Source organism: Parvularcula sp. LCG005, from assembly GCF_032930845.1.
Taxonomy (GTDB): domain Bacteria; phylum Pseudomonadota; class Alphaproteobacteria; order Caulobacterales; family Parvularculaceae; genus Parvularcula.
Genome location: NZ_CP136758.1, coordinates 1,450,368 through 1,471,746, shown reverse-complemented (window position 1 = coordinate 1,471,746; position 21,379 = coordinate 1,450,368). Strand labels below are relative to the sequence as shown.

Sequence of the window (21,379 nt, the reverse complement as noted above, 5' to 3'; positions counted from 1 at the left end):
CTCCAAAATGGGGCAGTGCCACTTATTCGGACCTTTATTAATGTCGGGTTCGTGTGCCGCTGTTTGTGCGGCCCTTGCCGCACTGCGAAAAAGCATCATGTTTGGTCCGTGGCCATTATACTCAGGCCGTATTCGTGATTCTCGCGGAAGGATTTTCCCATGTATGAAGAATTGAAAGGCCGCGCAGCGGTCGTGACAGGTTCCACCTCAGGCATTGGTGCGCATTTTGCCGAAGCGCTCGCCAAGGCGGGGTGCAAGGTCATGCTGAACGGGTTCGGTGATAAGGACGAGATTGAGACGCTTCGCGCCCGACTGGCTGCCGACTACGACACCGACGTCAAATATAACGGCGCCGACATGACCAAGCCCGACGAGATCAAGGGTCTGATCGATGACGTGTACAGCTCATTCGGGTCTGTAGACATCCTGATCAACAATGCCGGGATTCAAAAAGTGTCGCCGATCGAGGATTTCCCCGATGAAAAATGGGACCAGATCATCGCGATCAATCTGTCTTCCTCATTTCACACGATCAAACATTCTGTACCCCATATGAAGAAAGTGGGCTGGGGCCGGATCATCAACCTTGCCTCCGCTCACGCCCTTGTCGCCTCTCCCTTCAAGTCTGCCTATGTCGCCGCGAAGCACGGTATTGCTGGCCTCACGAAGGTGGTCGCACTGGAAACGGCAGAACATGGCATCACCTGTAACGCGATCTGCCCCGGATATGTGCATACCCCGCTGGTCGACGGACAGATTTCCGACACCGCCAAGGCGCGCGGCATGACCGAGGAAGAAGTGAAAAAGAAGGTCATCCTCGAGGCCCAGCCTACCAAGGAATTTGTCACCTATGAGCAGCTGAACGGCTTCATGCTGTTTCTGGCGTCTAACGCGGGCGCTGGTTGTACGGGTACGGCCTATCCGATCGATGGTGGCTGGACGGCCAAATAATGGCCGGTACAAAAACCAAGCCGATCAATCTCGCCCTGCAGGGTGGCGGTGCCCATGGCGCCTTCACCTGGGGAGTCCTCGACTATCTGCTGGAAGATGGGCGGCTGGATATCAAGGCGCTGACCGCAACCTCCGCCGGTGCGATGAATGCTGTGGTGTTCAGCTACGGCTTTCACAATGGTGGCCCTGAAGGCGCGCGTGAGAAGCTTGAATCATTCTGGTGGAATGTGTCGCGCATCAAGGAACCCTTCGGTGCGCTGAACACGCATTTCTTCGACCAGATCCCGTTCTTTCACCAGATTGAGCAGTGGATGCAGATGATGATTCTGGAAATGACCAGTCTCACGGCATCGCCCTATCAACTCAATCCGCTCGGACTCAATCCCCTGAAGGACGTGCTGACCCGCGAAATCGACTTCGATGAAATTCATAGCTGCGACCTGATTAAGCTGTTTATCAGTGCAACGAATGTGCAAACGGGTAAGGTCAAGATCTTTACGCAGGACTGCCTGACAGCTGACAAGGTCATGGCCTCCGCCTGCCTGCCGCAGATCTATCAGGCTGTCGAAATTGACGGCGAATTTTTCTGGGATGGCGGCTATATGGGGAACCCCAGCCTGTGGCCGCTGTTTTATGAAACAGACGTCGAAGACGTTCTCGTTGTTCATATCAACCCTATCACCCGTGAGAAGGTCCCGCATAGCGCAAGCGAGATTGCCAACCGGATCAATGAGATCACGTTCAACTCGGCGTTGCTGAAGGAAATGCGTGCCGTGGCCTTTGTCCAGAAACTGACCGAAGAAGGTTGGCTGAACGATGATCATGTAGGACAGCTGTCCGATATTCGTTTTCACTCGATTCGGGCAGAACACGTGTTCGAACCGCTCAGTATGGGATCAAAATACGATACGGGTTGGGATTTTCTGACATCGCTGCGCGATCAGGGACGGCTCGAAGCGGAAAAATGGATCAACGCAAATTATGGATCGATAGGCAAGAAAAGCACTGTTGATCTTCGTGCGGAGTTTCTTGACGTTTAGGTCTGGAACCCGGCGGCACAACAACGAAAAAGGATGAAACGATATGCAAATGCGACGTCTGGGCAAGACCAACCTCGCCGTGTCCGAAATTGGGCTGGGATGCTGGCAATTTGGCGGCGACTTCGGTCCCGTTGAAGAAGAACGGTCGATGGCGACGATGGCCGCCGCGACGAAGGCGGGCGTCAATTTCTTCGATACTGCCGATGTATACGGTGCCGGCAAATCAGAAACGCTTGTTGGCCGATACGCCAATGAGCAACCTCACGAGACGATCGTGGTGACAAAGGTCGGACGCGATGGCGCACTGTATCCTGATCATTATGATCTGGAAAATGTTCGTGCGAACATTAAAGGCTCGGCGGAGCGGCTCGGCGGCCAGCCGATTGAGCTCGTCCAGTTGCACTGTGTGCCGCCGGACGTCCTGAAAGCCGGTGATCTTTTCGACGTTATGGAAACGCTCAAATCCGATGGCCTTATCCGTCACTGGGGCGCCAGCGTTGAGACGATTGAGGAAGCAAAGACGTGTCTTGCGCATTCGGGCTGTGCGACGCTCCAGATCATCTATAACGTCTTCCGTCAGGACGCGACGTGGGACCTGCTCAAGGACGCTCACCGCGCTGACGTGGGCGTCATCGTCCGCCTGCCTCTCGCCAGTGGCCTCCTGACCGGCAAGTTCAGCAAGGACCAGCATTTCGACAAGACGGACCACCGCAATTACAACAAGGATGGCGACGCCTTCTCCGTCGGCGAAACCTTCAATGGGATCAAGTTGGAGAAAGGCGTTGAGCTGGTCGAAGAGCTGAAAGGCTTTGTTCCGGACGGAATGCCGATGGCGGCCTTTGCGCTACGCTGGATCCTTGATCACGAAGCTGTCAGTACAGTGATTGCCGGAGCGTCTAGACCTGAACAGGTTGAGATGAACGCCAACGTGTCCAACATGCCGCCCCTGCCTGCTGAGCTGCACGAACAGCTGGCCGCGTTCTACAAGGAAAAGGTCCGCGAGCATATTCGTAGCGACATCTGACCTTAGAACAGGGATTGCTGGGCGTTGAGAAGGATCGGTTGGATCAGTCCCTCATCGTCCGGCTTCCAGCTATTCACCCGCTGGCTCACTGGCCAGTGAATGAAGTCGGGGTCTGGCAGGCCGACAATCTCCCGGGCGAGACTGTCATCTGTTTCATCCGCGTGCAGCCAGTCATCGTACCGGTCCGGCGGCACAAACACTGGCACCCGATCCACTTCGCCGGTTAGCGGGAAAATACCGTCGCGGGTCAGAAATGCGGCGGTCGTCATCTCGCTGCCATCCTCTCCCAACCAGTCTTCCCAGAGCCCGGCCAGACTGAACAGCGGCATGTTTTCGGCGAGGGCGTGCAGATAGGGCTGCTTGCCGTCGGGTCCATCGAGCCATTCGTAAAAGCCGTTCATCGGAAATAGGCAATGACGCCGCCGCCAGGCATGGCGGAAGGAGTTCTTTTCCGGAGCCGATTCGGAGCGGATATTGACGATCGATCGTTTGAACATCTGTCCTGCTCGGTCCCATGAGGGCACAAACCCCCACCGCACTAGGGTATATTCGCGCCGGCCGTCTGGACCCTGCCTAATGATCGGCACCGGCTGGCTGGGGGCAATGTTGTAGCGCGCGGGGAAGTTGTTCGTTATGGCAATGCCGAAGTGATTGCCGAGCCCATACGGGTCTTCCTTGATGACATATCGCGCATTCATGAGTGTATCGGAGCGACAAGATGGACCAGGGTCAACGGGTGATTGCCGCAGTCGGCGCCGTTATTTTCAAGGATGACAAGGTCCTGCTTGTCCGCCGAGGCCGGCCCCCGTTTCAGGGGCACTGGAGTATTCCCGGCGGCAAGCTCGATTTTGGTGAAGCGCTGGCTGAGGGCCTGGCCCGTGAGGTCAGAGAAGAGACCGGCGTGGTCATCGACATTGTCGGCCTGATCGACGTTTACGAGGCCCTGCCCCAGCGGCCCGATGATCGCCACTTTGTCATGATCGATTATGCGTGCCGCTGGATCTCTGGCGAGGTCGTGGCCGGTGATGATGCGATGGAAGCGGCGTTTGTGCCCGTGCCAGAGGCCCTGTCGCGGTTGGCATGGGACAAGACGAGGACGGCCATTCAGGACGCACTGAAGGTCATTCGGCGCAAGGAGGAGCAGCGATGAGGATCAGAGCTTTATTTCTCATGCTGTCAGCTGCCCTGTGCTGTCTTGGCTCGGTCAATGCGAGCGCGGCGCCGGACGCGAAGGCGGCCTTCGAAGCGCGTCAGCAGGATCTGATTAGGCTGGCAGGGTCGCTTGGTGCCCTGCACCGCTATCACCAGATGTGCGGCAACGGTAACAACCCGGACCTGTTTCGCAACCGCATGCGACAGCTCGTGCCGCTGGAAGCGCCCATGGAAAGCACGCGGCAGTCTATGATCAGCGCCTTCAACACCCGCTTCCGCCAGGTCAGTAATGACTATCTGACCTGCAGCGGTCCTGCGCGCCAAGGGATGGAAGAGGAAACCCAGCGGGCTCTTGTCATCAGCGAAAGGCTGTTTCGCGCCTTTCGCTGAGCTTGAGGTTGCTTAAGCTGTACCCAGTGTTTCCTGAAAACGGATGGGCTGACCGATCGGTGTACCGACTGTCTCGCCTTCCCACATGACCGGGTTGCCGCGGATGATCGTGCCGACGGGCCATCCCTTTGCTTCCATACCATCATACGGCGTCCACCCTGACACATTCGCCATCTCGGCATCATTCATGACGTGTCGCGCCTTCATGTCGACGAGCGTAATATCAGCGTCATAACCGACGGCAAGGCGGCCTTTGCCAGCCATCCCCCAGATGCGGTTGGGGCCATGGGAGGTCAGGTCGACAAACCGCTGTAGCGACAGCCGGCCGTCATTCACATGGGTCAGCATGACTGGCACCAAGGTCTGCACGCCCGGCATGCCGGATGGCGACGCGGGATAAGGCTTGGCCTTTTCTTCGAGCGTGTGCGGCGCATGGTCGGAGCCGATGACGTCGAAGACACCGCCGATCAGTCCGGCCCACAAGCCCATGCGGTGACGATGATCCCGAACGGGCGGGTTCATCTGTGCACGGCCCTTCATCCTCTCGTACACTTCCGGTCCTTCGAGCGTCAGGTGCTGAGGGGTGACTTCGCAGGTGGCGATGTCCTTGTTTGCGGCCAGAAGAGGCACTTCATCCGCGGTGGAGACATGCAGCACGTGAATGCGGCGGCCACATTCCCGCGCAATGCCCAGAAGGCGTTCTGTACACCGCAAAGCAGCGGCGGCGGAACGGACCTCCGGGTGTGATGTCCAGTCGCCCTCTCGCGCCAGCTTGGCATTCTCGCGCAGGATCGTCTCATCTTCAGAGTGGATCGATACGCGCCGTTGGCCATGGGAAAGGACGTGCCGCACGCCTTCATCATCGGGGACCAGCAAGTCGCCGGTCGACGCTCCCATGAAAATCTTCACGCCGCAAACGCCAGGCAGTCGTTCCAGTTCTGGCAGCTCGGTGGCGTTGTCATGGGTCGCGCCGACATAGAAGGCGTGGTCGCACCACATGCGTCCCTTCGCCCGATCGAGCTTATCGTTGATGGCATCGGCCGTCGTTGTGAGCGGCTTGGTGTTCGGCATTTCGAACACCGCCGTCACACCGCCGAGGACCGCGCCGAGGGACCCGGCCGCCAGATCCTCCTTGTGCGTTGCACCGGGCTCACGGAAATGCACCTGGCTGTCCACGACACCGGGAAGCACATGGAGGCCGGTACAATCGATCATCTCTCCGGCAAGAGAGGGATCGAACGAACCGATCGCCGTGATCTGGCCGTCGCGAATGCCAATGTCAGCTTCATGGATGCCATCGTGATTGACGATGGTTCCACCTTTGAGAAGAAGGTCAAAAATCTGTGTCATGAAAAAGGGTTTCGACCCTTTTTCCGTTTCGCTCAACCGGCTTTTACAAACCTTAATCCGTGCAGACGGGACGCTCGTCGACGACCAGTTCAGGGTCGACCAGACGGTCCTGCCATTTCAGGGACCAGTGCAGGTGCGGACCGGTGACACGGCCGGTCGATCCAACCTCGCCCACCTTGTCACCCTTGCGGATGAACGCCCCGGATTTCACGTCCACTTTCGACATGTGCATGAGTGCGGTTTCCAGCTCCTGACCATGGTCGATGAAGACGAGCCCGCCTTCGAAGAACATGTCAGGATTGGCAAGGCGTACATAGCCATCTGCCGGCGCGTAAACGGGCGTGCCGACATAGTCGAGTGGGCTCATACCATCCGGCGCGGCAACATCGACCCCGGAATGGAACCGGCGCGGTGTGCCGTTGACAATCCGGCGATAACCAAACGGGCTTGAGATGCAGCCCTCCTGCTCAGGCCATTCGAAACCGACTGTCCACAGGGCCTCATCCGCGCGGCGGCTGCGGGCATCGTTCTTGAGCGCTGTGTCGGCGGCGATCTTATCGAGGTCTTCCTTCTTGTAGGGATTGGCCTTGCTCTCTTCGACCGTGATCACGCTTTCTTTCCAGGCCGTGGGAGCGATTTTCAGCTCGCGCGAATCGCTACTGCCGTCGGGGCTGGTCACCACCAGCACCGCAGTCGGGCCATGATCGCGGTCAAAACCAAAAACGAAATTACCGGCTTCATCGACGGCGACGGTCTTCGTCACATCGCCGCTTTTCAGGCGGACCTTCGTGCCGGGCGCGGTGGAACCGAAGACCAGTCCGCCCTGGACCAGATTGCCGTCCAGTACGGTTTCGAAGGGCACGGCGGGTTTGGTGTTGGCAAGGTCCTGGACGATCTCGACCTGAGGCTCCTCTGCAACCGGCGTTGATGTCACGGTGTTGCCGGCGGGCTTCTTGGTGGGCGAGACGCTGGGAACCGGCGGTTGGGCAAATGCCGCGCACGCCGAAACGCTCAATGCGGACACCATCATCAGGCTAAATCGGGTCAAAACGCCTCTCCATTCTCGCGCGCCTTGTTATAGGCAGTATTTGCAGCAGCAGCATCGCAATAAGCTTCCTGCTTATCGACGCTCCAATATCTCAGATCATCAAGCAAGATCCGCGCCCCTGTCACGGCGCAGAGGACATAGTCCCCCGGCTGGACGACGTCGAAGTCGGCATCAAGATACTGCAGAACGGCTTGGCGGCCCCCAAGGGCGCTGGATGAAATAACCATGAGATCAGTATAAGCGGCTTGGCCAAAAACGGGAGGGGCAATGTTTCAGCTTTGGTAAAACTACTTCCAGTCCTTGCCCGCCAGACCCAATGCGATGATGGCAAACACAATGATGCCGCCGCCGCCGCCGATGAGCATCGCTGTGCGGGTGGCGTCCACATGCTGCTCCATGATCTGCATGGGCAGAACCCAGGGCAGGTATTTGGCAATATCAAATCCTAGCCCAAAGAGTGATGTAGCCATGGTGACAATGGAGAACAGCGTGCCCCCCACCCCCACGATGAGTGGCAGGGCCATGCCGCCAAAGCGCATGGCAACATAGAACTGAACGGCGATGAGCATCAGCGCGGCCACGCCGATCCGGTACATGAATTTGCCAAGATAGGCGTAAGGCAATGATCCCATGGGCGCAGCGTCGGGATTGAAAACACCCCCAAGGACACCCGACAGCAGGACAAGGCCGTAGAGCACAAGGCCCATCACGGCGATCAGCAGGACCGCCACAATCTCTTTCACCACGAACACCTGCCATTTCGGGTGCGGCAGCGTCAGGGCCAGGGACCACGTATTGTGACGATGTTCCACCTGTCCCAACAGCGCGGTCACGATTGTCGCGGCCATGGGGAGGAGAAAGATCGACCACACCCCTGCCGCGCCAAGGCTGAGCATCTGCCAGGTCAGCGGCTCGTCAGAATAGCTGATGCCCAGAAGGAAAATGATCGCGACGAATAGAGGAACGGCGAACACCACCAGCCAGATCAGGGATCGGCGGATCTTCATCAACTCGGCGCGGAACAGCTGGATCATGCCGTGCCTCCCGTGCCGGTGAGTTGCAGGAACAGATTTTCCAGCTGCGCGGCGCGCAATTCGTAATGCGTCACGTTGAGGCCGTCTTCGACCAGCGTGCGCAAGAAGGCCGCCAGCTGCATTTCGTCCCAATCGCAAACTGCCATCACGCGTTGCCCTTCCTGGTACCCCTTGAGGCCGCGATCGCCGAGTAGCTGGACGACGCGGCCGGGTTTGTCGGCGCCAATGACAAGGGTCGCGCCCGCATCTGCCTTCAGCTGGGCGATCGGCCCCTGGAAGACCAGCTTGCCCGATTTGATCAGCGCACAATGGTTAGCCACCTGCTCGACTTCGCTCAGCAAATGGCTCGACAACAGGACGGTTGTACCGAACCGGGCGGGCAGGCTTTTGATCAGGGCTCGCATTTCGGCGATGCCAGAGGGATCAAGACCGTTGGTCGGTTCGTCGAGGATGAGCAGCGTGGGATCACCGATCAGGGCCTGTGCCAGCGCCAGCCGTTGGCGCATACCCAATGAATAATTCTTCGATCGTTTGTGCGCAGCGTCTTTCAGACCGACCACGTCGAGAATGGGGTCAATCCGCGACTGATCATGCCCCAGCAGGATGCAGGTCATCTTCAGGGCATCGCGCCCAGTCAACGAGGGATAAAGTGCAGGCTGTTCGATGATTGCGCCGACGCCCGTCAGGGCCTGACGGCGGTTGCGGCGCAGATTGGCGCCATTGAGTTCCACGACGCCTCGGTGGGGTTTGATCAGCCCCAGCAGCATTCGCAGCGTTGTGGTCTTGCCCGAGCCATTCGGGCCCAGAAAGCCAAAAACGCTGCCCTCGGGCACAGCGAGGTCCAGGCCGTCGACCACCGTCGCGGACCCAAAGCGTCGGGTCAGGCCCTTGGTCTGAATAGTCATGGACTTGGACATCGTCGCATCCGCTCTTGCACTTATCGACTGTCAATAAGGTGATGACATTGATCGAGAAAAACAAGGCCAAAGGAAGACTGCACCCATCAATGGGTCATCACGGTCCGCACAACCCGTCCCCGACGCCGGGTGACTGAACGCTTCAGCGGCTTTGTCGCCTTGCCTGCGGGCATTTGCCCCAAGGCGGTCGCGACGATCCGCAGCACGCCGTCAAGATGGGTTTCGACGTGATCGTCCCAGAACCGCACGATGCGATACCCTTTCGCTTCCAGCGCTCCTGTACGGGCCAGATCAGACGCCCTCCCCTCTGTCGAGCATAGTGGCACAGCGTCGACCTCGACGATCAGCCGATGCTCGGGACAAAGGAAATCGACCGTATAAGGACCCAAGGAAGCGTAGCGGTGAAACACCACTCCATCTTTCTTCCAGGCCTTGAAAGCCTGCCACAGCTGGCTTTCGGGGACCACGATCGCGGCACTGGCGGGGTGGGATGCTGAGGCTGTGTTTTTCATGAGAACGGCGTAAACCAAAAAAGAACAAAAAGCGAACACTTTTTATGCTCTGGGTGCGGCATGGAACTTTCCGGGATGCCGTCCGTTTTGCTGAGAGCATTGAGGAGAACGGATTCGTGGGACAAAATAATATTCTGCCGACCCTGTCGCGAGCCTATCGCGGACTGGCCCCGCTGACCCAAAAGGGCCGTCAGGTCGTTCGCCCTCGCCGTGGCCAGAAGGTTGCGAAGCAGCCGCCAGCCTATAATGCACCGCTGTTTGCCTCGGCGATGTTGTTTGCGGCGGGCATCGCCCTCCGCCAGTGGAAGCCCGCGGCGCTGGATCTGCCCAAACTGCCAGAGCAGATCAATCTGGATAAGGGAAAGTCGCGGCACATGCGCCAGGCCCGAGACAGCATTGCGAAATTCCTGCTGCCGCGAAATCTCAGCGGTTCCATCAGCAACTCGCTCATCATGCTCGGCGGCGGCGTGCTCCTGCTTCGCTTGCTCGACGAGATCGTCGATGATGACGAGCGGCTTTTCTGACCATTCTCACGACAAGTACTGCTGACCTCGCGAGAGGATAGGCACGCTCGGCAATTCGGTGCAGGTTAAAGATATCACTGCGCCGATCTGCCGAGGATAATCACATGCCGTCCGCCACCCGTCTTTCCGCCCTCTGCCTCGCCTCCTGCCTGACCCTCCCCGGCGCTGCGGCGTTCGCGCAGGCGCTGCCCGATTTCGACGCGACTGCGAAGGCGGCTATCGACGCCTATGACGCGACGGGCATGACCGCGGCGGTCATGGTCGACGGAGAAACTGTTTATACCGGTGCCTATGGCGTGATGCGCCAAGGCCGCAAAACTCCGGTGACGGAAGATACGCTTTTCCCCATCGCGTCGATCAGCAAGGCGTTCACGACGACCGCGCTGGCGATTTTGGTGGATCGCGGGCAGGTCGACTGGGATGCACCGCTCAAGACCTATATTCCCGAATTTGAAATGTCCGATCCGTGGGTCACGGAGCATTTCACCTTGCGTGACGCGCTTACTCATCGTTCAGGCCTGCCGCTTGGGGCTGGGGACTTGCTGATCTGGCCGGATGGTCAGGCAAATGTCGAAGAGGTGATTGCCGCCCTCCCCCATCTGAGGCCGAGTACTGAGTTTCGGTCCGAGTATGCCTATGACAATCTGCTGTATATCGTCGCTGGCGAAGTGGTGGCCCGTGTCAGCGGCATGAGCTGGTCGGATTTCGTGACGCAAGAAATTCTTGAGCCTGTAGGCATGACCGAGTGCGCCTCGGATAAAACCCGTATACGGAAAGGCCAGCCCGTGGTGACAGGCCATGAGCGTGAGCCAGGCGCCGAAGACGGCGTGCCTGTGCCAAAGGAGCTGGAGTTCTCCATGACCTGGGCAGCCACAGGCGGCATTTTCTGCACGGCGCCCGGGATGATGAAATGGGCCAAATTCTGGCTCGATGACGGGGTCACCGCTGATGGCACGCGTCTGATCAGTGAAGAGCAGTTCAAGGAAGTCTGGACCGGCGTCACGCCCACAGGCGTCGGCGGCGCGCTTGCGAAACGGGGCGCCAGCCATCTTAGTCTCTACGCACTTGGCTGGTCGGTCATGGATTTCGAAGGGAAGTTGGCTGTGACCCATTCGGGCGGCGCGCCGGGGGTCGTCAGTCGTCTGATCCTGATCCCCGAGGAAGACATCGCCATCTTTGCGTCGGCCAACGATTACCGGGCGACGGCTTCGACCTTTGCCTGGCAGGTGGCCGACGATCTGATCAATGGTCGTGACGAAGACTCAATCGCAGCGTCGAAAATCTCGTTCGCAGAAAGCCTCGTCAAAGCGAGGGCGCAACTGGATGGGGCGATCAGCCCGCCAGCGGATGCCCAGGCGCCGTCCCTGCCCCTCAACGCCTATACGGGCGTCTATAGTGATCCGTGGTACGGTGAAGTCGAGATCCGTCGTCAGGGCAAGGGTCTGTACATTGATATGGGCCAGTCCAACCTGCTTGATGGTCCGCTCACCCCCTATAATGGTGACCAGTTCGTCGCCTTCTGGCCTAACCGGTCGTTAAAGGCGGATGCGTTTGTAAATTTTATTGTTGAGGACGGTGAAGTCAGTGGACTGACCATGAAGGCGGTGTCTGATATCACCGACTTTTCTTACGACTTCCACGATCTTGATCTGGAGAAGGTCTCTGACTGACGCTCAGGCCGCCGCTCAGGACGCGGCGCGCCCCTCGCGGATGGCCAGTTCCAGCGTGTCGACGGCGACCTTCAGCTCTTCGGTCGTCTCGCAATATTTCCCCTGCTTGCGGCAGCGGCGCTGGAATGCTTTCAGCTGTTTCAGCCGGTCATCAGCTTCGTCGAAATTGTCGTCGAGCACCTCCAGCAAGCCAATGCGATAATGGGCGTCGAACAGAAGCGGGTCTTTTGACATGCGGATAACGCGGTAGAAATTCTCCTTCGCCTCTTCCAGCCGGCCAAGCTTCAGCTGCGACATGGCGATCATGTAGACCTGCCAGTCGGCGCGTTCACACGTCCGTTCGGCGACGTCCTTGCCATCTTTCTGGGCCTGAAAGCCTGATGCCGTTCCTGACGGGACGACGCGCGGCTCGGTCTGCGGCGCGCTGGGCTGGCTCTCCGCCGTCACGGCATTGGACTGGGCCTGTTCGACGGCGAAGTCTTCGAGACGCTCGACACGCTCAACGCAGCGCAAATTCTTTTTGAATTCGATCTCGGCGGTCACGTAATCACCGCGTTTGAACGCGCTCATGCCTTGATCCATGCGGCCGCGTGTGGCCCGAACCACCATGACGTCTTCGTCCTCGTCATAGTCCTCGGAAGGGTCGTAGAGCGGCGTCTCTACCGCCTGCTCGTCTTCCTGGGCCATAACCGGCACGGAATAGCCGACGGACAGGGCAGACAGCATGGTCAACAGGGCCATCGGTACAGGTAGCATGCTGCGGGTCATGAAGGGTCTCGTTCCTCACCACTTTTCATTTTGAGCACCTAAGCACGGAATAGCGATATGGCGCTAGGGACTACCCCGCCGCGACATCCCTGACGAAGGCAGTGCAGAACAGCTCCCCACGGGGAGCTGTTTTCGCATGGGGATGCCAATGAAGCGGGCCGATTGCAGTTTCAGGCGGAACTTATCCGGGTTTGACGGTTTTATGTTGACAAGAGGACAACATCATGACCGATCTTTTCATCGGCGCCGCCAGCCTGCTGCTGGTCGCTGCGCCCGCCCCTGAAGCTGTGCCTGCGAACACCGAAACGGTGACTGCGGAGCAATCCCAGACCAGTGACAATTGCCTCGTGGCCAGCTCCGTCTGCGCGACAACGGCCAACCACAGCGTGCTTCAGGCCGGTGTGCAGCCCGAATATCAGGACTACGGCCTGCCCACACCGCGGTTTGGCTACGAGTACCAGATCCGCGACGGCTATATCGTCCTGACAAGCCCGAAAACCGGCGAGACGATCCGTATCCGTCCCGCTAACTGATCAGAGGCCGCGACGGTTCAGCTCGCTGAGTGGATAGGCTTTCATCCGCTCAATGACTTTGTCTGTGACGTCCTTATCTGCCTCGATGGACGCGATACTTTCCGACTTGAAAATCACATCCAGCCCCTCTGATCGGCGAATATCCGACACGGCCTGGAGATAGGCATAGTCCCAGAGGCGGCGATGACGATCCGAGGTTGACCGTATCTGGTTCAGATAGGTCTCTTGCAGTTCCAGCATCTTGGCCTGATGCTCCGCGATCATCGCATCGCGTTCCATCTCCTGCTCAGGCGTCAGGGCTTTATTGCTGTTGTAAAGCTTCTCCAGCGTCTCGCGATGGCTGTTCTGTTTCAGGTTGAGTTTTGCCCGCTGCCGAGATTTCAGATCCGCCTCAGCCGCAATCATTTCGTCTGTCAGATCACTTCCCTGATACACCCGTGCCTTATCTGCGAATGCGAAGTTCTGAGCTTGGGCGGTGGCCGCCATCATGCTCAAGCTCGCCACGAGCATCGTCAAAATTCTGGCAACCATGTGATTTCCCCTGTTCCTGCGCAGAGGCTAACGGCTGCTGGCGAGAACGGCAATGCGTTCTTGGCGGGGCGCCGGCGTAATTTTTTGGCCGGAAGGCAAAGACCATGAGACCGTGCGTGATCGGCAAAGGTAGCGCTGGTCGTGCCGACGTCCGCTCTGATAAGACTTGTGTTGCCGTCGACAACGTCCCGCGTGGCACCCTATATTTCTCAAAACCGACTTGGGCGGAGTATTTGGCGTGCGCACCGCAAGACACTATATTAATGATAGACCTCCCCAAACAAGTTGATCGGACCGTTGGTAAAGACAATGTATTGTTTTCGCCCCGGACTTATGAAAATTCCGACCTTTTAATCCATGAAGCTGTCTCTATATTTCGGTTTAATGCCGAGATTGCTCGAGGTCTTAAAGGCGGTGCCACCGAGCTTAAGTATATTTCTAGAAACGCAACCTGTTCCTCAGTACCTTCAGAGAAATTCAACTTTGCCCAGTCTTTCAACAATGCGAAATCTGTTTGCGCGGCATTGATCGCCTCACGGGCGGTCAAGCCAAAATCCGGATTGTCCCTTTTTCCGTGTTTTGCAGTCTCAAGAATGGTCGATCCATCCGTGTTGCGGGCCTCAATCGTCGGGTATCTGTTCCCTTGGCTAATCATCTGACCGATGCGTTGCATTGGCAACGCCAACCGGCGTTGTAATATACTAAGACGAAAACGCTTAAAATCAATCTCAGTACATATTGTATATTTGCTACTTGGCAAATGAACATCAATATTCGGGAGCGATGCCCACACTGACAGCATCGGCATTTGCAGAGCACTGTCAGCTGATCCTAAAACCTCGACGCTGGCTATCGAGAGGGGGCGGTAGATATCATCGTCAAATTTTTTAAGGCAATAAGAAAAGATTTTTTGAAAATTTCCGGATTTGATACCAGCCGAATAAGCCGGAGTTCTTACCGTCTCAATCTTGCCGGTTGAATATTTAGATGTCACCGTCTGCTTGACGCTACAAATGTTCGCAGGACTTTTGTCGGACGGATGAATCGAAAACTTCAATTCTCGACTTTCGGGTTCATCCTCGCTGCCCTCCATCACCTCGTGCCAAGCGACGTCTACGTCAAATATCAACATAAGTGAGCCATCGGATCCCTCCTTGCAACGAAAGATGGATCGTAGCTCACCCCCGTGCTGAAGACAGACATGCTTAGTCACTCCCCGGCACCGACCGCCCGTTTGTCCTTCCACTGATCGAACTGCGCCCAGACGCCCTGTGCGCCGTGCCAGTCACCCTGTGTTGCGCCCTTGGAATATTCCGTGGCCCGCGCTTCGAAGAAGTTGGCGTGCTCCACGCCGTTCAGGATCTCGCGCAGCCATGGCAGCGGGTGCTTCTCAACCCCATAAATCGCAGGCAGTCCGAGCTGGGACAGGCGCCAGTCGGCAATGTGGCGGATATAGGATTTGATGTCGTCGGGCGTCATGCCGGGCACCTCGCCCGCCTCGAACGCCAGGTCGATGAACTTGTCCTCGAGCCCCACAACGGTCTTGCAATTGTCCATGATGTCATCGGCAACGGATGGCGTCAGGCAGCCGGTTTCCTTGGTGAATTCGTGGAACAGGCGAACCATGCCTTCGCAGTGCAGGCTTTCATCGCGGATCGACCAGGTCACGATCTGGCCCATGCCCTTCATCTTGTTCAGGCGCGGGAAATTCATCAGCATGGCGAAGGATGCAAAGAGCTGCAGCCCCTCGGTGAAGCCGCCGAACATGGCGAGGGTGCGGGCAATGTCCGCATCCGTCTCAACACCGAACTGCTGCATGTAATCGTGCTTGGCGGCCATCTCCTCATATTCGAGGAAGGCGCCGAACTCGGATTCCGGCATGCCGATGGTTTCGAGCAGCAGCGCGTAGGCAGCGATGTGGATCGTCTCCATATTGGAGAACGCCGACAGCATCATCTTCACTTCGGTCGGTTTGAAGACGCGGGAATAGCGCTCCATGTAGTTGTCGTTCACTTCGACATCCGACTGGGTGAAGAAGCGGAAGATCTGTGTCAGGAGGTTGCGCTCCCCGTCCGACAGGTTGTTCGCCCAGTCCTTGCAGTCCTCACCCAGCGGCACTTCCTCCGGCATCCAGTGAACCTGCTGCTGCTTTTTCCAATAGTCATACGCCCACGGATAGCGGAACGGCTTGTAGCCAATGGAGGGCGTCATCAGGCCTGGCAGCGGGCGGCGAGCAGTCATGGCGATTGTCCTTAAACGTGCAGCGTGAGCGAGAGGGGTATCATTCCCCGCCGGTTTGGTAACCAAATTCTTAACGACACCGTATCTTGTGTTTGGCCCCGGTGGTAGCGCATATTTTCCACAAGATATACGACCGCCTGTCGCAGCCTAGGACGCTCGCCCGACCCTGCGACATCACTGTAACTTGGTGAGGGATCGGGCCGAACTATCTGTCGTAGTGATAACCAGCGGAGACTTTCATGCGCATTTTCATCCTCGCCCTCTTCGCCTTGGGCTGTTCGGGCGCCTCGAACGCCAGCGATGCGCCAGCAGATCCCGCGACCACTGGGATGCAGGACATGGCCATGGAAATGTCCACCGCCCCTGACGGTGTTCCGGCATCCGCCAAGAGCCTCGTCGTGGCGGGGGGCTGCTTCTGGTGCGTGGAGAGTGATTTCGAGCACCGGGATGACGTCTATGAGGCGGTGTCAGGCTATGCCGGCGGCGAGAAACGCGATGCGACCTACAAGAATCATGATGGTCATCGTGAGGTCGTCGAAGTCTGGTATGACCCTGAGGCCACCAGCTATGGCGAGCTCGTCCGGTTTTTCCTGCGCACGATCGACGTGACCGATGCCGGCGGCCAGTTCTGTGACCGCGGTCATTCCTACACCACTGCCCTGCACTACCGCACCCCAGAGGAGAAAGCCGAGGCCGAAGCCGCGATCAGCGAGGCCGAAGACGCTCTGGGACGTAAGGTTGTAACGCCGGTCGAACCCCTGCCCTTTTTCGTGACGGCTGAGGACTATCACCAGGACTACTACAAGAGCGACGACCGCATTCTGTCACGGTTCGGCTATGTCGAGAAACAGGACGCGTATAAGGGCTATCGCGAAGGATGTGGTCGGGACAAGCGCGTTCGCGCGGTCTGGGGAGATGCGGCCGCGATTCCTGCACACTGAGCCTCTCAGCCCTGGGCGTGGGGTGTGCCCGTCAGCGTTTCGTCAAAAAGGTCCAGAATGGCACCGAAATGTTCAGCCACATCCCATAAGCCCTTGGCACGGCAATAGGCGTCCAGGCTGACAACCGCCGGGGCCAGCTGAGCATACAGTTTCGCCCGCTCTTCTTTTTCATTGCGCGGCAGGTCGAGGACCGGATCCGTGGCTCCACTGCCCTGCGCACTTGCCGTTTCTGATGGAGCAGGTGTGTAGTCCCATTTCGGTTGTGTCGGTGCCATCATGAACCTTCTCTCTCCTTAAGGTTGTGCATATTGGACGATACTCGCGTACCCCGCTTTCGCGGAAAATGCAACTCAAGGTATAATATGACCATTCGTCGCAACTCAACAGAACCAGACTAACCCATTGACACGCCGAAAGGGGTTCACCAGTTTCCCGGCTCATACGCGTCAGAGGTTCCCCCCACTCCATGCAGGTTGTGATCGTCGAATCGCCGTCCAAGGCGAAAACCATCAACAAATATCTGGGCAGCGACTACGAAGTCCTCGCCTCCTTCGGGCACATCAGGGATCTTCCCTCAAAAGACGGCTCTGTTGATCCCGAAGAAGATTTCCGGATGGTGTGGGAGAGTGACGCGCGCTCGAAGAAGCAGATCGCGGATATTGTTGCCGCTGTGAAGCGGGCCGATCGCGTCATTCTCGCGACTGACCCTGATCGCGAGGGGGAGGCGATCTCGTGGCACCTTCTGGAAGTGCTGGCGGATAAAAAGGCGCTCAAAGGCAAGCCGGTCGAACGGGTAGCCTTCAACGCGATCACCAAGACGGCCGTACGCGACGCGATCGCTAATCCGCGCCAGATCGACCAGGATCTCGTCGACGCCTATCTCGCCCGGCGCGCGCTTGATTACCTCGTCGGCTTCACGCTCTCCCCGGTGCTCTGGCGCAAACTGCCTGGCGCCCGGTCGGCCGGTCGGGTCCAGTCCGTCGCCCTGCGCCTGATCTGCGAGCGCGAGATGGAGATCGAGAAGTTCAATCCGGAGGAGTTCTGGACGCTGGAAGCCAGCGTGACCTCCGGCGGGTCCGACCCGTTTACGGCTCGTCTGGTTCGCCTCGACGGCAACAAGCTTGAGAAATTCTCGCTGACGACCGAAGCGGATGGCCAGCGTGCCCAACGCGCCGTTGAGACGGGCAAGTTTCATATCGACAGCGTCGAGGCAAAGCCCACCAAACGAAATCCGGCCGCGCCCTTCACCACCTCAACGCTGCAGCAGGAAGCCTCACGGAAACTTGGCTTCAACGCACGCCGGACCATGCAGACGGCCCAGCGCCTTTATGAAGGCATCAATATTGGCGGTGAGACGACCGGTCTGATCACCTATATGCGGACCGATGGTATCGATATGGCGCCCGAGGCCGTCATGGCCGTGCGCGATGAGATTCGCAGTCAGTATGGCGATAATTACCTGCCCTCTTCGCCGCGGATGTACAAATCCAAGCAGAAGAACGCGCAGGAAGCCCACGAATGTATTCGCCCGACTGATTTTCGTCGGCACCCGGACCAGTTGAAGAAGCTCGATAGCGACCAGTATCGCCTCTACGAGCTGATCTGGAAGCGCTCTATGGCCTGCCAGATGGAGGCCGCGCGTCTGGAGCAGACGACAATCGAGATCGTCACGACAGATGACCAGACCGCCTTGCGTGCCACGGGCTCGGTCGTTGTTTTTGACGGCTTCCTAAAGCTCTATCAGGAAGGTCGCGACGATAGCGATGACGAGGAAGGTGGTCGCCTGCCGAAAGTGACCCAAGGCGCGGACGCCGATGTGGCCGAGCCGAAGCCGGAACAGCACTTCACCCAGCCCCCGCCTCGTTTCTCTGAAGCCAGCCTTGTCAAACGGCTTGAAGAACTCGGCATTGGCCGGCCATCTACCTATGCGTCGATCATCAGTACGCTGCAGGATCGAACCTATGTCACAATGGACAAGAACCGGTTCATTCCTGATGACAAGGGACGGATCGTCACGGCGTTTCTTGAGAACTTTTTCAAACGCTATGTCGAGTACGATTTCACGGCGAACCTTGAAGAGACGCTGGATCAAATATCCAGCGGCGATGCTGACTGGAAAGTGTTCCTGCGCAAATTCTGGGAAGAGTTCTATTCGACTGTCGACGGCATGTCGGATCTCAGGATCTCTGAGGTCCTCGATGCGCTGAACGAAAGCCTCGGCCCACACATCTTTCCCGAACGCGAAGATGGCACGCCCCCGCGGCAATGTCCGACGTGTAAGGAAGGTGAGCTCTCGCTTAAGGTGGGGCGTTTCGGCGCCTTCATTGGCTGCTCGCGCTATCCGGAGTGCAAGCATACGCGACCCTTGGGCCAGCTGGATCAGCAGGCAGCCGTTGATGGTGACAAGGAGCTCGGCGTTGATCCGGACTCCGGTCTCACTGTGTTTTTGAAATCGGGCCGGTTCGGGCCCTATGTGCAGTTGGGCGAGCCGGAGGAAGGCTCAAAGGAAAAGCCCAAGCGAGGATCAATTCCAAAAGGATGGTCCGTCGACGATCTGACGCTTGAGAAGGCGTTGATGCTGATCAACCTTCCCCGCGAGGTTGGTCTGCACCCTGAAGACAAGGAGCCGATCGAGGCGGCAATTGGCCGGTTCGGCCCCTATATCAAGCACGGCAAGCTGTATGCAAATTTGCCGACGGTCGACGACGTCTTTGAAATCGGCCTGAACCGTGCGGTCGCTGTTCTGGAAGACAAGAAGGCCAATCCGGGTCGTGGTCGTGCTGCCGCCGCCAAGCCATTGAAGGAGCTCGGCGCGCACCCTGAGACGGGCGATCCGGTGAATGTGATGGACGGCCGATACGGTCCGTACATCAAGCACCAGAAAACGAATGCGACGATTCCCCGGGACATGAAGCCTGAAGACATGACCCTGGATCTGGCCGTGCCGATCCTTGCCGAACGCGAAGCCAAGAAGCCGACGAAGAAGGCAGCCAAGAAAAAGGCCCCGGCCAAAAAAGCGGCGAAGAAAACCACCAAAAAGGCCGCTAAAAAGACGACGAAGAAGGCGGCAAAGAAAACCACCAAAAAGGCCACCAAGAAAGCCGTATCGACCGACGATGAATAGGCGGCGGGACGAATAGCCGCCCCCTCGCGCATCTTCGCTTATGCACAGCCGCTTGCTCGTTTGGTGGTCTGAGGCCACATAAGAACCATGAACGAGCAGCGTATTCTCATCACCGGCGGGGCCAAGCGTATTGGGCGGCGCATCGCCGAATCGTTGGCACGGCCGGACCGGACGCTTATTATCCATTATAATCGGTCGTCGGATGAAGCCGATGAGCTGGTAGCAGCGTTGCGCGCTGGTGGTGCGACAGCCCACGCTATCGGGCAGGACCTGTCCGAGGCGAGTGCCGCTGTACTCATCGACAGGGCGTCCGAGGTGGCAGGCGGTCCCCTTTCCGTTCTGATCAACAATGCCTCGGTCTATGGTCATGACTGGCCAACGGACATGAATGTGGAGGTCTTTGATCAGCAAATGGCGGTGAATGCCCGCGCACCCATGGCCCTTGCTGCTGCTTTTCAGCGCCAGGTCGACGACGCCGTCGACAATGTGATCGTCAATTTTCTCGACCAGAAGCTCTGGAATCTGCATCCGCATTATTATTCGTACACGACGAGTAAAGCGGCATTTCTGGCAGCGATGAAAATGATGGACCAGGCGTGGCACCCCTCGACCCGCATCTGCGCCATTGCGCCAGGCCATCTGTTGCCAAATGCTGATCAGACGGACGCGGAGTATGACGCCCTCGCCTCAGAAAATTTACTGCAACGGCCGATAGATGTTGAAGGCGTGCCGCGTGCCGTTCAATACATTCTGGAAACACGGTCCTTCCACGGCCAGGTCGTGTTTGTCGACAATGGACTGCGGTTCTGGAAGGAAGACTGGTCTCTGCATAACCCGGCGCGAAAGTGAGCCTGATGCCGCCCTTTTACCTCATCACCGCCGGATCCATCCGGCTGTCCGCGTCCATCGGCATTCTCGAGCCAGAGCGCGCCGCGCGCCAGCCGCTGTCGATCAATGTGGTTCTTCTAATCCGCGAACACCCCGAAGAGCCGCTGTCGATCGATCATGTCGTGGACTATCGCACTGTCCCGCGTGAGGTGTCGCGCCTCATCGAGGATCAGCACTGGGACCTGCAGGAGACGCTCTGCCTCGCCATTGCACAGGCTTGCGTCGATCACCATCAGGACGTATTGGGCGCCGTTGTCAGCACGGCCAAGACGGCCATTTACAATGAAGTCGACGCCGTCGGCTGCCGCATGGCGCGGCTCCGGCCCGAGGCCGCCGACTTCCCCTGGTGGACCCTGCATGTTTAGCGTTTCTCAAACGGGCACTTTCGAGGCGGCCCATTGCATCAAGACCCCCGGCTCGCCGGAATGGTACAAGACGATGCACGGCCATTCGTTTCAGGTGACGGTCGAGTGTTCGGCTGAAGAGCTTCCCGAAACGGGCTGGGTTGTGGACTTTCGGAAGCTGGATCTGGCCCTGAAGGACGTTCTGGGGACGCTGGACCACAAGGTGCTGAACGATATCGAGGGGCTGGAGAAATCAACCCTCGAGAACATCCTGCAGTATATTGATCGGGAATTGCTGGCACGCGACATCACCGCCAGCCGGATCGATATCGCGCGGCCGACCTTGGGGCAGACCGCGCGCTACGTGCCAAGTCGCTAGAGGGGCAGTCGCAAAACT

General features: G+C 58.2%; 25 protein-coding genes. 13 read left to right on the top strand and 12 right to left on the bottom strand.

Translation table 11 applies throughout. The features are described 5' to 3' along the window. Positions 1–159 precede the first annotated feature (159 nt). The 3 genes from RUI03_RS06960 to RUI03_RS06950 are packed head-to-tail and all read left to right on the top strand — an operon-like array spanning position 160 to position 3,015. Positions 160–951, top strand: a complete 792-nt coding sequence (locus RUI03_RS06960; RefSeq protein WP_317289566.1) for a 3-hydroxybutyrate dehydrogenase — start codon at positions 160–162, stop codon at positions 949–951. After that, positions 951–1,991 (top strand): patatin-like phospholipase family protein, encoded by a 1,041-nt coding sequence (locus RUI03_RS06955; RefSeq protein WP_317289565.1) that lies wholly within the window; start codon positions 951–953, stop codon positions 1,989–1,991. Before RUI03_RS06960 ends, RUI03_RS06955 begins: the two co-directional genes overlap by 1 nt. Before the next feature lie 43 nt (positions 1,992–2,034). Beyond that, positions 2,035–3,015 (top strand): aldo/keto reductase, encoded by a 981-nt coding sequence (locus tag RUI03_RS06950; RefSeq protein WP_317289564.1) that lies wholly within the window; start codon positions 2,035–2,037, stop codon positions 3,013–3,015. Positions 3,016–3,017: 2 nt separating this feature from the next. Here RUI03_RS06950 and RUI03_RS06945 read toward each other — a convergent pair whose 3' ends face one another. Then, on the bottom strand, positions 3,018–3,713 hold the full coding sequence (locus RUI03_RS06945) for an SOS response-associated peptidase (protein ID WP_317289563.1): 696 nt from the start codon (positions 3,711–3,713) through the stop codon (positions 3,018–3,020). 20 nt (positions 3,714–3,733) lie between these two features. On the opposite strand from RUI03_RS06945, the gene RUI03_RS06940 reads away from it, so the two are divergent. Both RUI03_RS06940 and RUI03_RS06935 read left to right on the top strand, forming a co-directional pair. After that, on the top strand, positions 3,734–4,165 hold the full coding sequence (locus tag RUI03_RS06940; protein ID WP_317289562.1) for an NUDIX hydrolase: 432 nt from the start codon (positions 3,734–3,736) through the stop codon (positions 4,163–4,165). A 20-nt stretch (positions 4,166–4,185) separates the two neighbouring features. Continuing rightward, a complete protein-coding gene (locus RUI03_RS06935; protein ID WP_317289561.1) occupies positions 4,186–4,557 on the top strand; it encodes a TIGR02301 family protein in 372 nt (123 codons plus the stop codon). Positions 4,558–4,569: 12 nt separating this feature from the next. Here the strand turns inward: RUI03_RS06935 and RUI03_RS06930 are convergent, their stop codons facing one another. From RUI03_RS06930 to RUI03_RS06905, 6 genes are all read right to left on the bottom strand, one after another. Further along, positions 4,570–5,907 (bottom strand): dihydroorotase, encoded by a 1,338-nt coding sequence (locus tag RUI03_RS06930; RefSeq protein WP_317289560.1) that lies wholly within the window; start codon positions 5,905–5,907, stop codon positions 4,570–4,572. A gap of 52 nt (positions 5,908–5,959) precedes the next feature. Next, positions 5,960–6,955, bottom strand: coding sequence for a M23 family metallopeptidase (locus RUI03_RS06925; protein WP_317289559.1), 996 nt, complete (start codon positions 6,953–6,955; stop codon positions 5,960–5,962). Then, the gene (locus RUI03_RS06920; protein WP_317289558.1) at positions 6,952–7,182 is read right to left on the bottom strand and encodes a DUF2093 domain-containing protein; all 231 of its coding nucleotides are present in this window, start codon (positions 7,180–7,182) and stop codon (positions 6,952–6,954) included. The genes RUI03_RS06925 and RUI03_RS06920 overlap by 4 nt, the downstream gene beginning before the upstream one ends. Before the next feature lie 60 nt (positions 7,183–7,242). Then, complete coding sequence (locus RUI03_RS06915) at positions 7,243–7,989, bottom strand: ABC transporter permease (protein WP_317289557.1); 747 nt, start codon at positions 7,987–7,989, stop codon at positions 7,243–7,245. Next, positions 7,986–8,906 carry an ABC transporter ATP-binding protein gene (locus RUI03_RS06910; RefSeq protein WP_317289556.1) on the bottom strand — a complete coding sequence of 307 codons (921 nt, stop codon included), beginning with the start codon at positions 8,904–8,906 and terminating at the stop codon, positions 7,986–7,988. The genes RUI03_RS06915 and RUI03_RS06910 overlap by 4 nt, the downstream gene beginning before the upstream one ends. Positions 8,907–8,992: 86 nt before the next feature. Beyond that, the gene (locus RUI03_RS06905) at positions 8,993–9,418 is read right to left on the bottom strand and encodes an endonuclease domain-containing protein (protein ID WP_317289555.1); all 426 of its coding nucleotides are present in this window, start codon (positions 9,416–9,418) and stop codon (positions 8,993–8,995) included. Between the two features lie 116 nt (positions 9,419–9,534). Here RUI03_RS06905 and RUI03_RS06900 point away from each other — a divergent pair, with 116 nt between their 5' ends. Together RUI03_RS06900 and RUI03_RS06895 are read left to right on the top strand one after the other, a co-directional pair. After that, positions 9,535–9,942: a hypothetical protein gene (locus tag RUI03_RS06900; RefSeq protein WP_317289554.1), complete on the top strand. Its 408-nt coding sequence runs from the start codon at positions 9,535–9,537 to the stop codon at positions 9,940–9,942. 104 nt (positions 9,943–10,046) lie between these two features. Next, positions 10,047–11,612: a serine hydrolase gene (locus tag RUI03_RS06895; protein WP_317289553.1), complete on the top strand. Its 1,566-nt coding sequence runs from the start codon at positions 10,047–10,049 to the stop codon at positions 11,610–11,612. Positions 11,613–11,627: 15 nt separating this feature from the next. Here the strand turns inward: RUI03_RS06895 and RUI03_RS06890 are convergent, their stop codons facing one another. After that, entirely contained in the window at positions 11,628–12,380 is a 753-nt protein-coding gene (locus tag RUI03_RS06890; RefSeq protein ID WP_317289552.1) for a tetratricopeptide repeat protein, read from the bottom strand. Positions 12,381–12,604: 224 nt separating this feature from the next. Here RUI03_RS06890 and RUI03_RS06885 point away from each other — a divergent pair, with 224 nt between their 5' ends. Next, the gene (locus tag RUI03_RS06885) at positions 12,605–12,913 is read left to right on the top strand and encodes a hypothetical protein (protein WP_317289551.1); all 309 of its coding nucleotides are present in this window, start codon (positions 12,605–12,607) and stop codon (positions 12,911–12,913) included. Here the strand turns inward: RUI03_RS06885 and RUI03_RS06880 are convergent, their stop codons facing one another. The 3 genes from RUI03_RS06880 to RUI03_RS06870 form a co-directional block, all read right to left on the bottom strand. Further along, positions 12,914–13,444: an OmpH family outer membrane protein gene (locus tag RUI03_RS06880; RefSeq protein WP_317289550.1), complete on the bottom strand. Its 531-nt coding sequence runs from the start codon at positions 13,442–13,444 to the stop codon at positions 12,914–12,916. 331 nt (positions 13,445–13,775) lie between these two features. Then, a complete protein-coding gene (locus tag RUI03_RS06875) occupies positions 13,776–14,576 on the bottom strand; it encodes a hypothetical protein (protein ID WP_317289549.1) in 801 nt (266 codons plus the stop codon). Between the two features lie 77 nt (positions 14,577–14,653). Continuing rightward, positions 14,654–15,685, bottom strand: coding sequence for a ribonucleotide-diphosphate reductase subunit beta (locus RUI03_RS06870; protein ID WP_317289548.1), 1,032 nt, complete (start codon positions 15,683–15,685; stop codon positions 14,654–14,656). Between the two features lie 239 nt (positions 15,686–15,924). Here RUI03_RS06870 and msrA point away from each other — a divergent pair, with 239 nt between their 5' ends. Then, entirely contained in the window at positions 15,925–16,626 is a 702-nt protein-coding gene (gene msrA, locus RUI03_RS06865; protein WP_317289547.1) for a peptide-methionine (S)-S-oxide reductase MsrA, read from the top strand. A gap of 5 nt (positions 16,627–16,631) precedes the next feature. Here the strand turns inward: msrA and RUI03_RS06860 are convergent, their stop codons facing one another. Next, positions 16,632–16,904, bottom strand: coding sequence for a hypothetical protein (locus RUI03_RS06860; RefSeq protein WP_317289546.1), 273 nt, complete (start codon positions 16,902–16,904; stop codon positions 16,632–16,634). 188 nt (positions 16,905–17,092) lie between these two features. Here RUI03_RS06860 and topA point away from each other — a divergent pair, with 188 nt between their 5' ends. The 4 genes from topA to RUI03_RS06840 all read left to right on the top strand — a co-directional run bounded on the left by topA (position 17,093) and on the right by RUI03_RS06840 (position 21,361). After that, positions 17,093–19,750, top strand: coding sequence for a type I DNA topoisomerase (gene topA, locus RUI03_RS06855; protein WP_317289545.1), 2,658 nt, complete (start codon positions 17,093–17,095; stop codon positions 19,748–19,750). A gap of 87 nt (positions 19,751–19,837) precedes the next feature. Then, entirely contained in the window at positions 19,838–20,599 is a 762-nt protein-coding gene (locus RUI03_RS06850) for an SDR family NAD(P)-dependent oxidoreductase (RefSeq protein WP_317289544.1), read from the top strand. A gap of 5 nt (positions 20,600–20,604) precedes the next feature. Beyond that, positions 20,605–21,003 carry a dihydroneopterin aldolase gene (locus RUI03_RS06845; RefSeq protein ID WP_317289543.1) on the top strand — a complete coding sequence of 133 codons (399 nt, stop codon included), beginning with the start codon at positions 20,605–20,607 and terminating at the stop codon, positions 21,001–21,003. Beyond that, positions 20,996–21,361: a 6-carboxytetrahydropterin synthase gene (locus RUI03_RS06840; protein ID WP_317289542.1), complete on the top strand. Its 366-nt coding sequence runs from the start codon at positions 20,996–20,998 to the stop codon at positions 21,359–21,361. Before RUI03_RS06845 ends, RUI03_RS06840 begins: the two co-directional genes overlap by 8 nt. Positions 21,362–21,379: the final 18 nt, after the last annotated feature.

Coding starts and splice junctions, on each gene's coding strand:
- RUI03_RS06960 (WP_317289566.1), top strand. CDS start 160: ATGTATGAAGAATTGAAAGGCCGCGCAGCGGTCGTGACAGGTTCCACC.
- RUI03_RS06955 (WP_317289565.1), top strand. CDS start 951: ATGGCCGGTACAAAAACCAAGCCGATCAATCTCGCCCTGCAGGGTGGC.
- RUI03_RS06950 (WP_317289564.1), top strand. CDS start 2,035: ATGCAAATGCGACGTCTGGGCAAGACCAACCTCGCCGTGTCCGAAATT.
- RUI03_RS06945 (WP_317289563.1), bottom strand. CDS start 3,713: ATGAATGCGCGATATGTCATCAAGGAAGACCCGTATGGGCTCGGCAAT.
- RUI03_RS06940 (WP_317289562.1), top strand. CDS start 3,734: ATGGACCAGGGTCAACGGGTGATTGCCGCAGTCGGCGCCGTTATTTTC.
- RUI03_RS06935 (WP_317289561.1), top strand. CDS start 4,186: ATGCTGTCAGCTGCCCTGTGCTGTCTTGGCTCGGTCAATGCGAGCGCG.
- RUI03_RS06930 (WP_317289560.1), bottom strand. CDS start 5,907: ATGACACAGATTTTTGACCTTCTTCTCAAAGGTGGAACCATCGTCAAT.
- RUI03_RS06920 (WP_317289558.1), bottom strand. CDS start 7,182: ATGGTTATTTCATCCAGCGCCCTTGGGGGCCGCCAAGCCGTTCTGCAG.
- RUI03_RS06915 (WP_317289557.1), bottom strand. CDS start 7,989: ATGATCCAGCTGTTCCGCGCCGAGTTGATGAAGATCCGCCGATCCCTG.
- RUI03_RS06910 (WP_317289556.1), bottom strand. CDS start 8,906: ATGTCCAAGTCCATGACTATTCAGACCAAGGGCCTGACCCGACGCTTT.
- RUI03_RS06905 (WP_317289555.1), bottom strand. CDS start 9,418: ATGAAAAACACAGCCTCAGCATCCCACCCCGCCAGTGCCGCGATCGTG.
- RUI03_RS06895 (WP_317289553.1), top strand. CDS start 10,047: ATGCCGTCCGCCACCCGTCTTTCCGCCCTCTGCCTCGCCTCCTGCCTG.
- RUI03_RS06890 (WP_317289552.1), bottom strand. CDS start 12,380: ATGACCCGCAGCATGCTACCTGTACCGATGGCCCTGTTGACCATGCTG.
- RUI03_RS06885 (WP_317289551.1), top strand. CDS start 12,605: ATGACCGATCTTTTCATCGGCGCCGCCAGCCTGCTGCTGGTCGCTGCG.
- RUI03_RS06880 (WP_317289550.1), bottom strand. CDS start 13,444: ATGGTTGCCAGAATTTTGACGATGCTCGTGGCGAGCTTGAGCATGATG.
- RUI03_RS06875 (WP_317289549.1), bottom strand. CDS start 14,576: ATGTTGATATTTGACGTAGACGTCGCTTGGCACGAGGTGATGGAGGGC.
- RUI03_RS06870 (WP_317289548.1), bottom strand. CDS start 15,685: ATGACTGCTCGCCGCCCGCTGCCAGGCCTGATGACGCCCTCCATTGGC.
- msrA (WP_317289547.1), top strand. CDS start 15,925: ATGCGCATTTTCATCCTCGCCCTCTTCGCCTTGGGCTGTTCGGGCGCC.
- RUI03_RS06860 (WP_317289546.1), bottom strand. CDS start 16,904: ATGATGGCACCGACACAACCGAAATGGGACTACACACCTGCTCCATCA.
- topA (WP_317289545.1), top strand. CDS start 17,093: ATGCAGGTTGTGATCGTCGAATCGCCGTCCAAGGCGAAAACCATCAAC.
- RUI03_RS06850 (WP_317289544.1), top strand. CDS start 19,838: ATGAACGAGCAGCGTATTCTCATCACCGGCGGGGCCAAGCGTATTGGG.
- RUI03_RS06845 (WP_317289543.1), top strand. CDS start 20,605: ATGCCGCCCTTTTACCTCATCACCGCCGGATCCATCCGGCTGTCCGCG.
- RUI03_RS06840 (WP_317289542.1), top strand. CDS start 20,996: ATGTTTAGCGTTTCTCAAACGGGCACTTTCGAGGCGGCCCATTGCATC.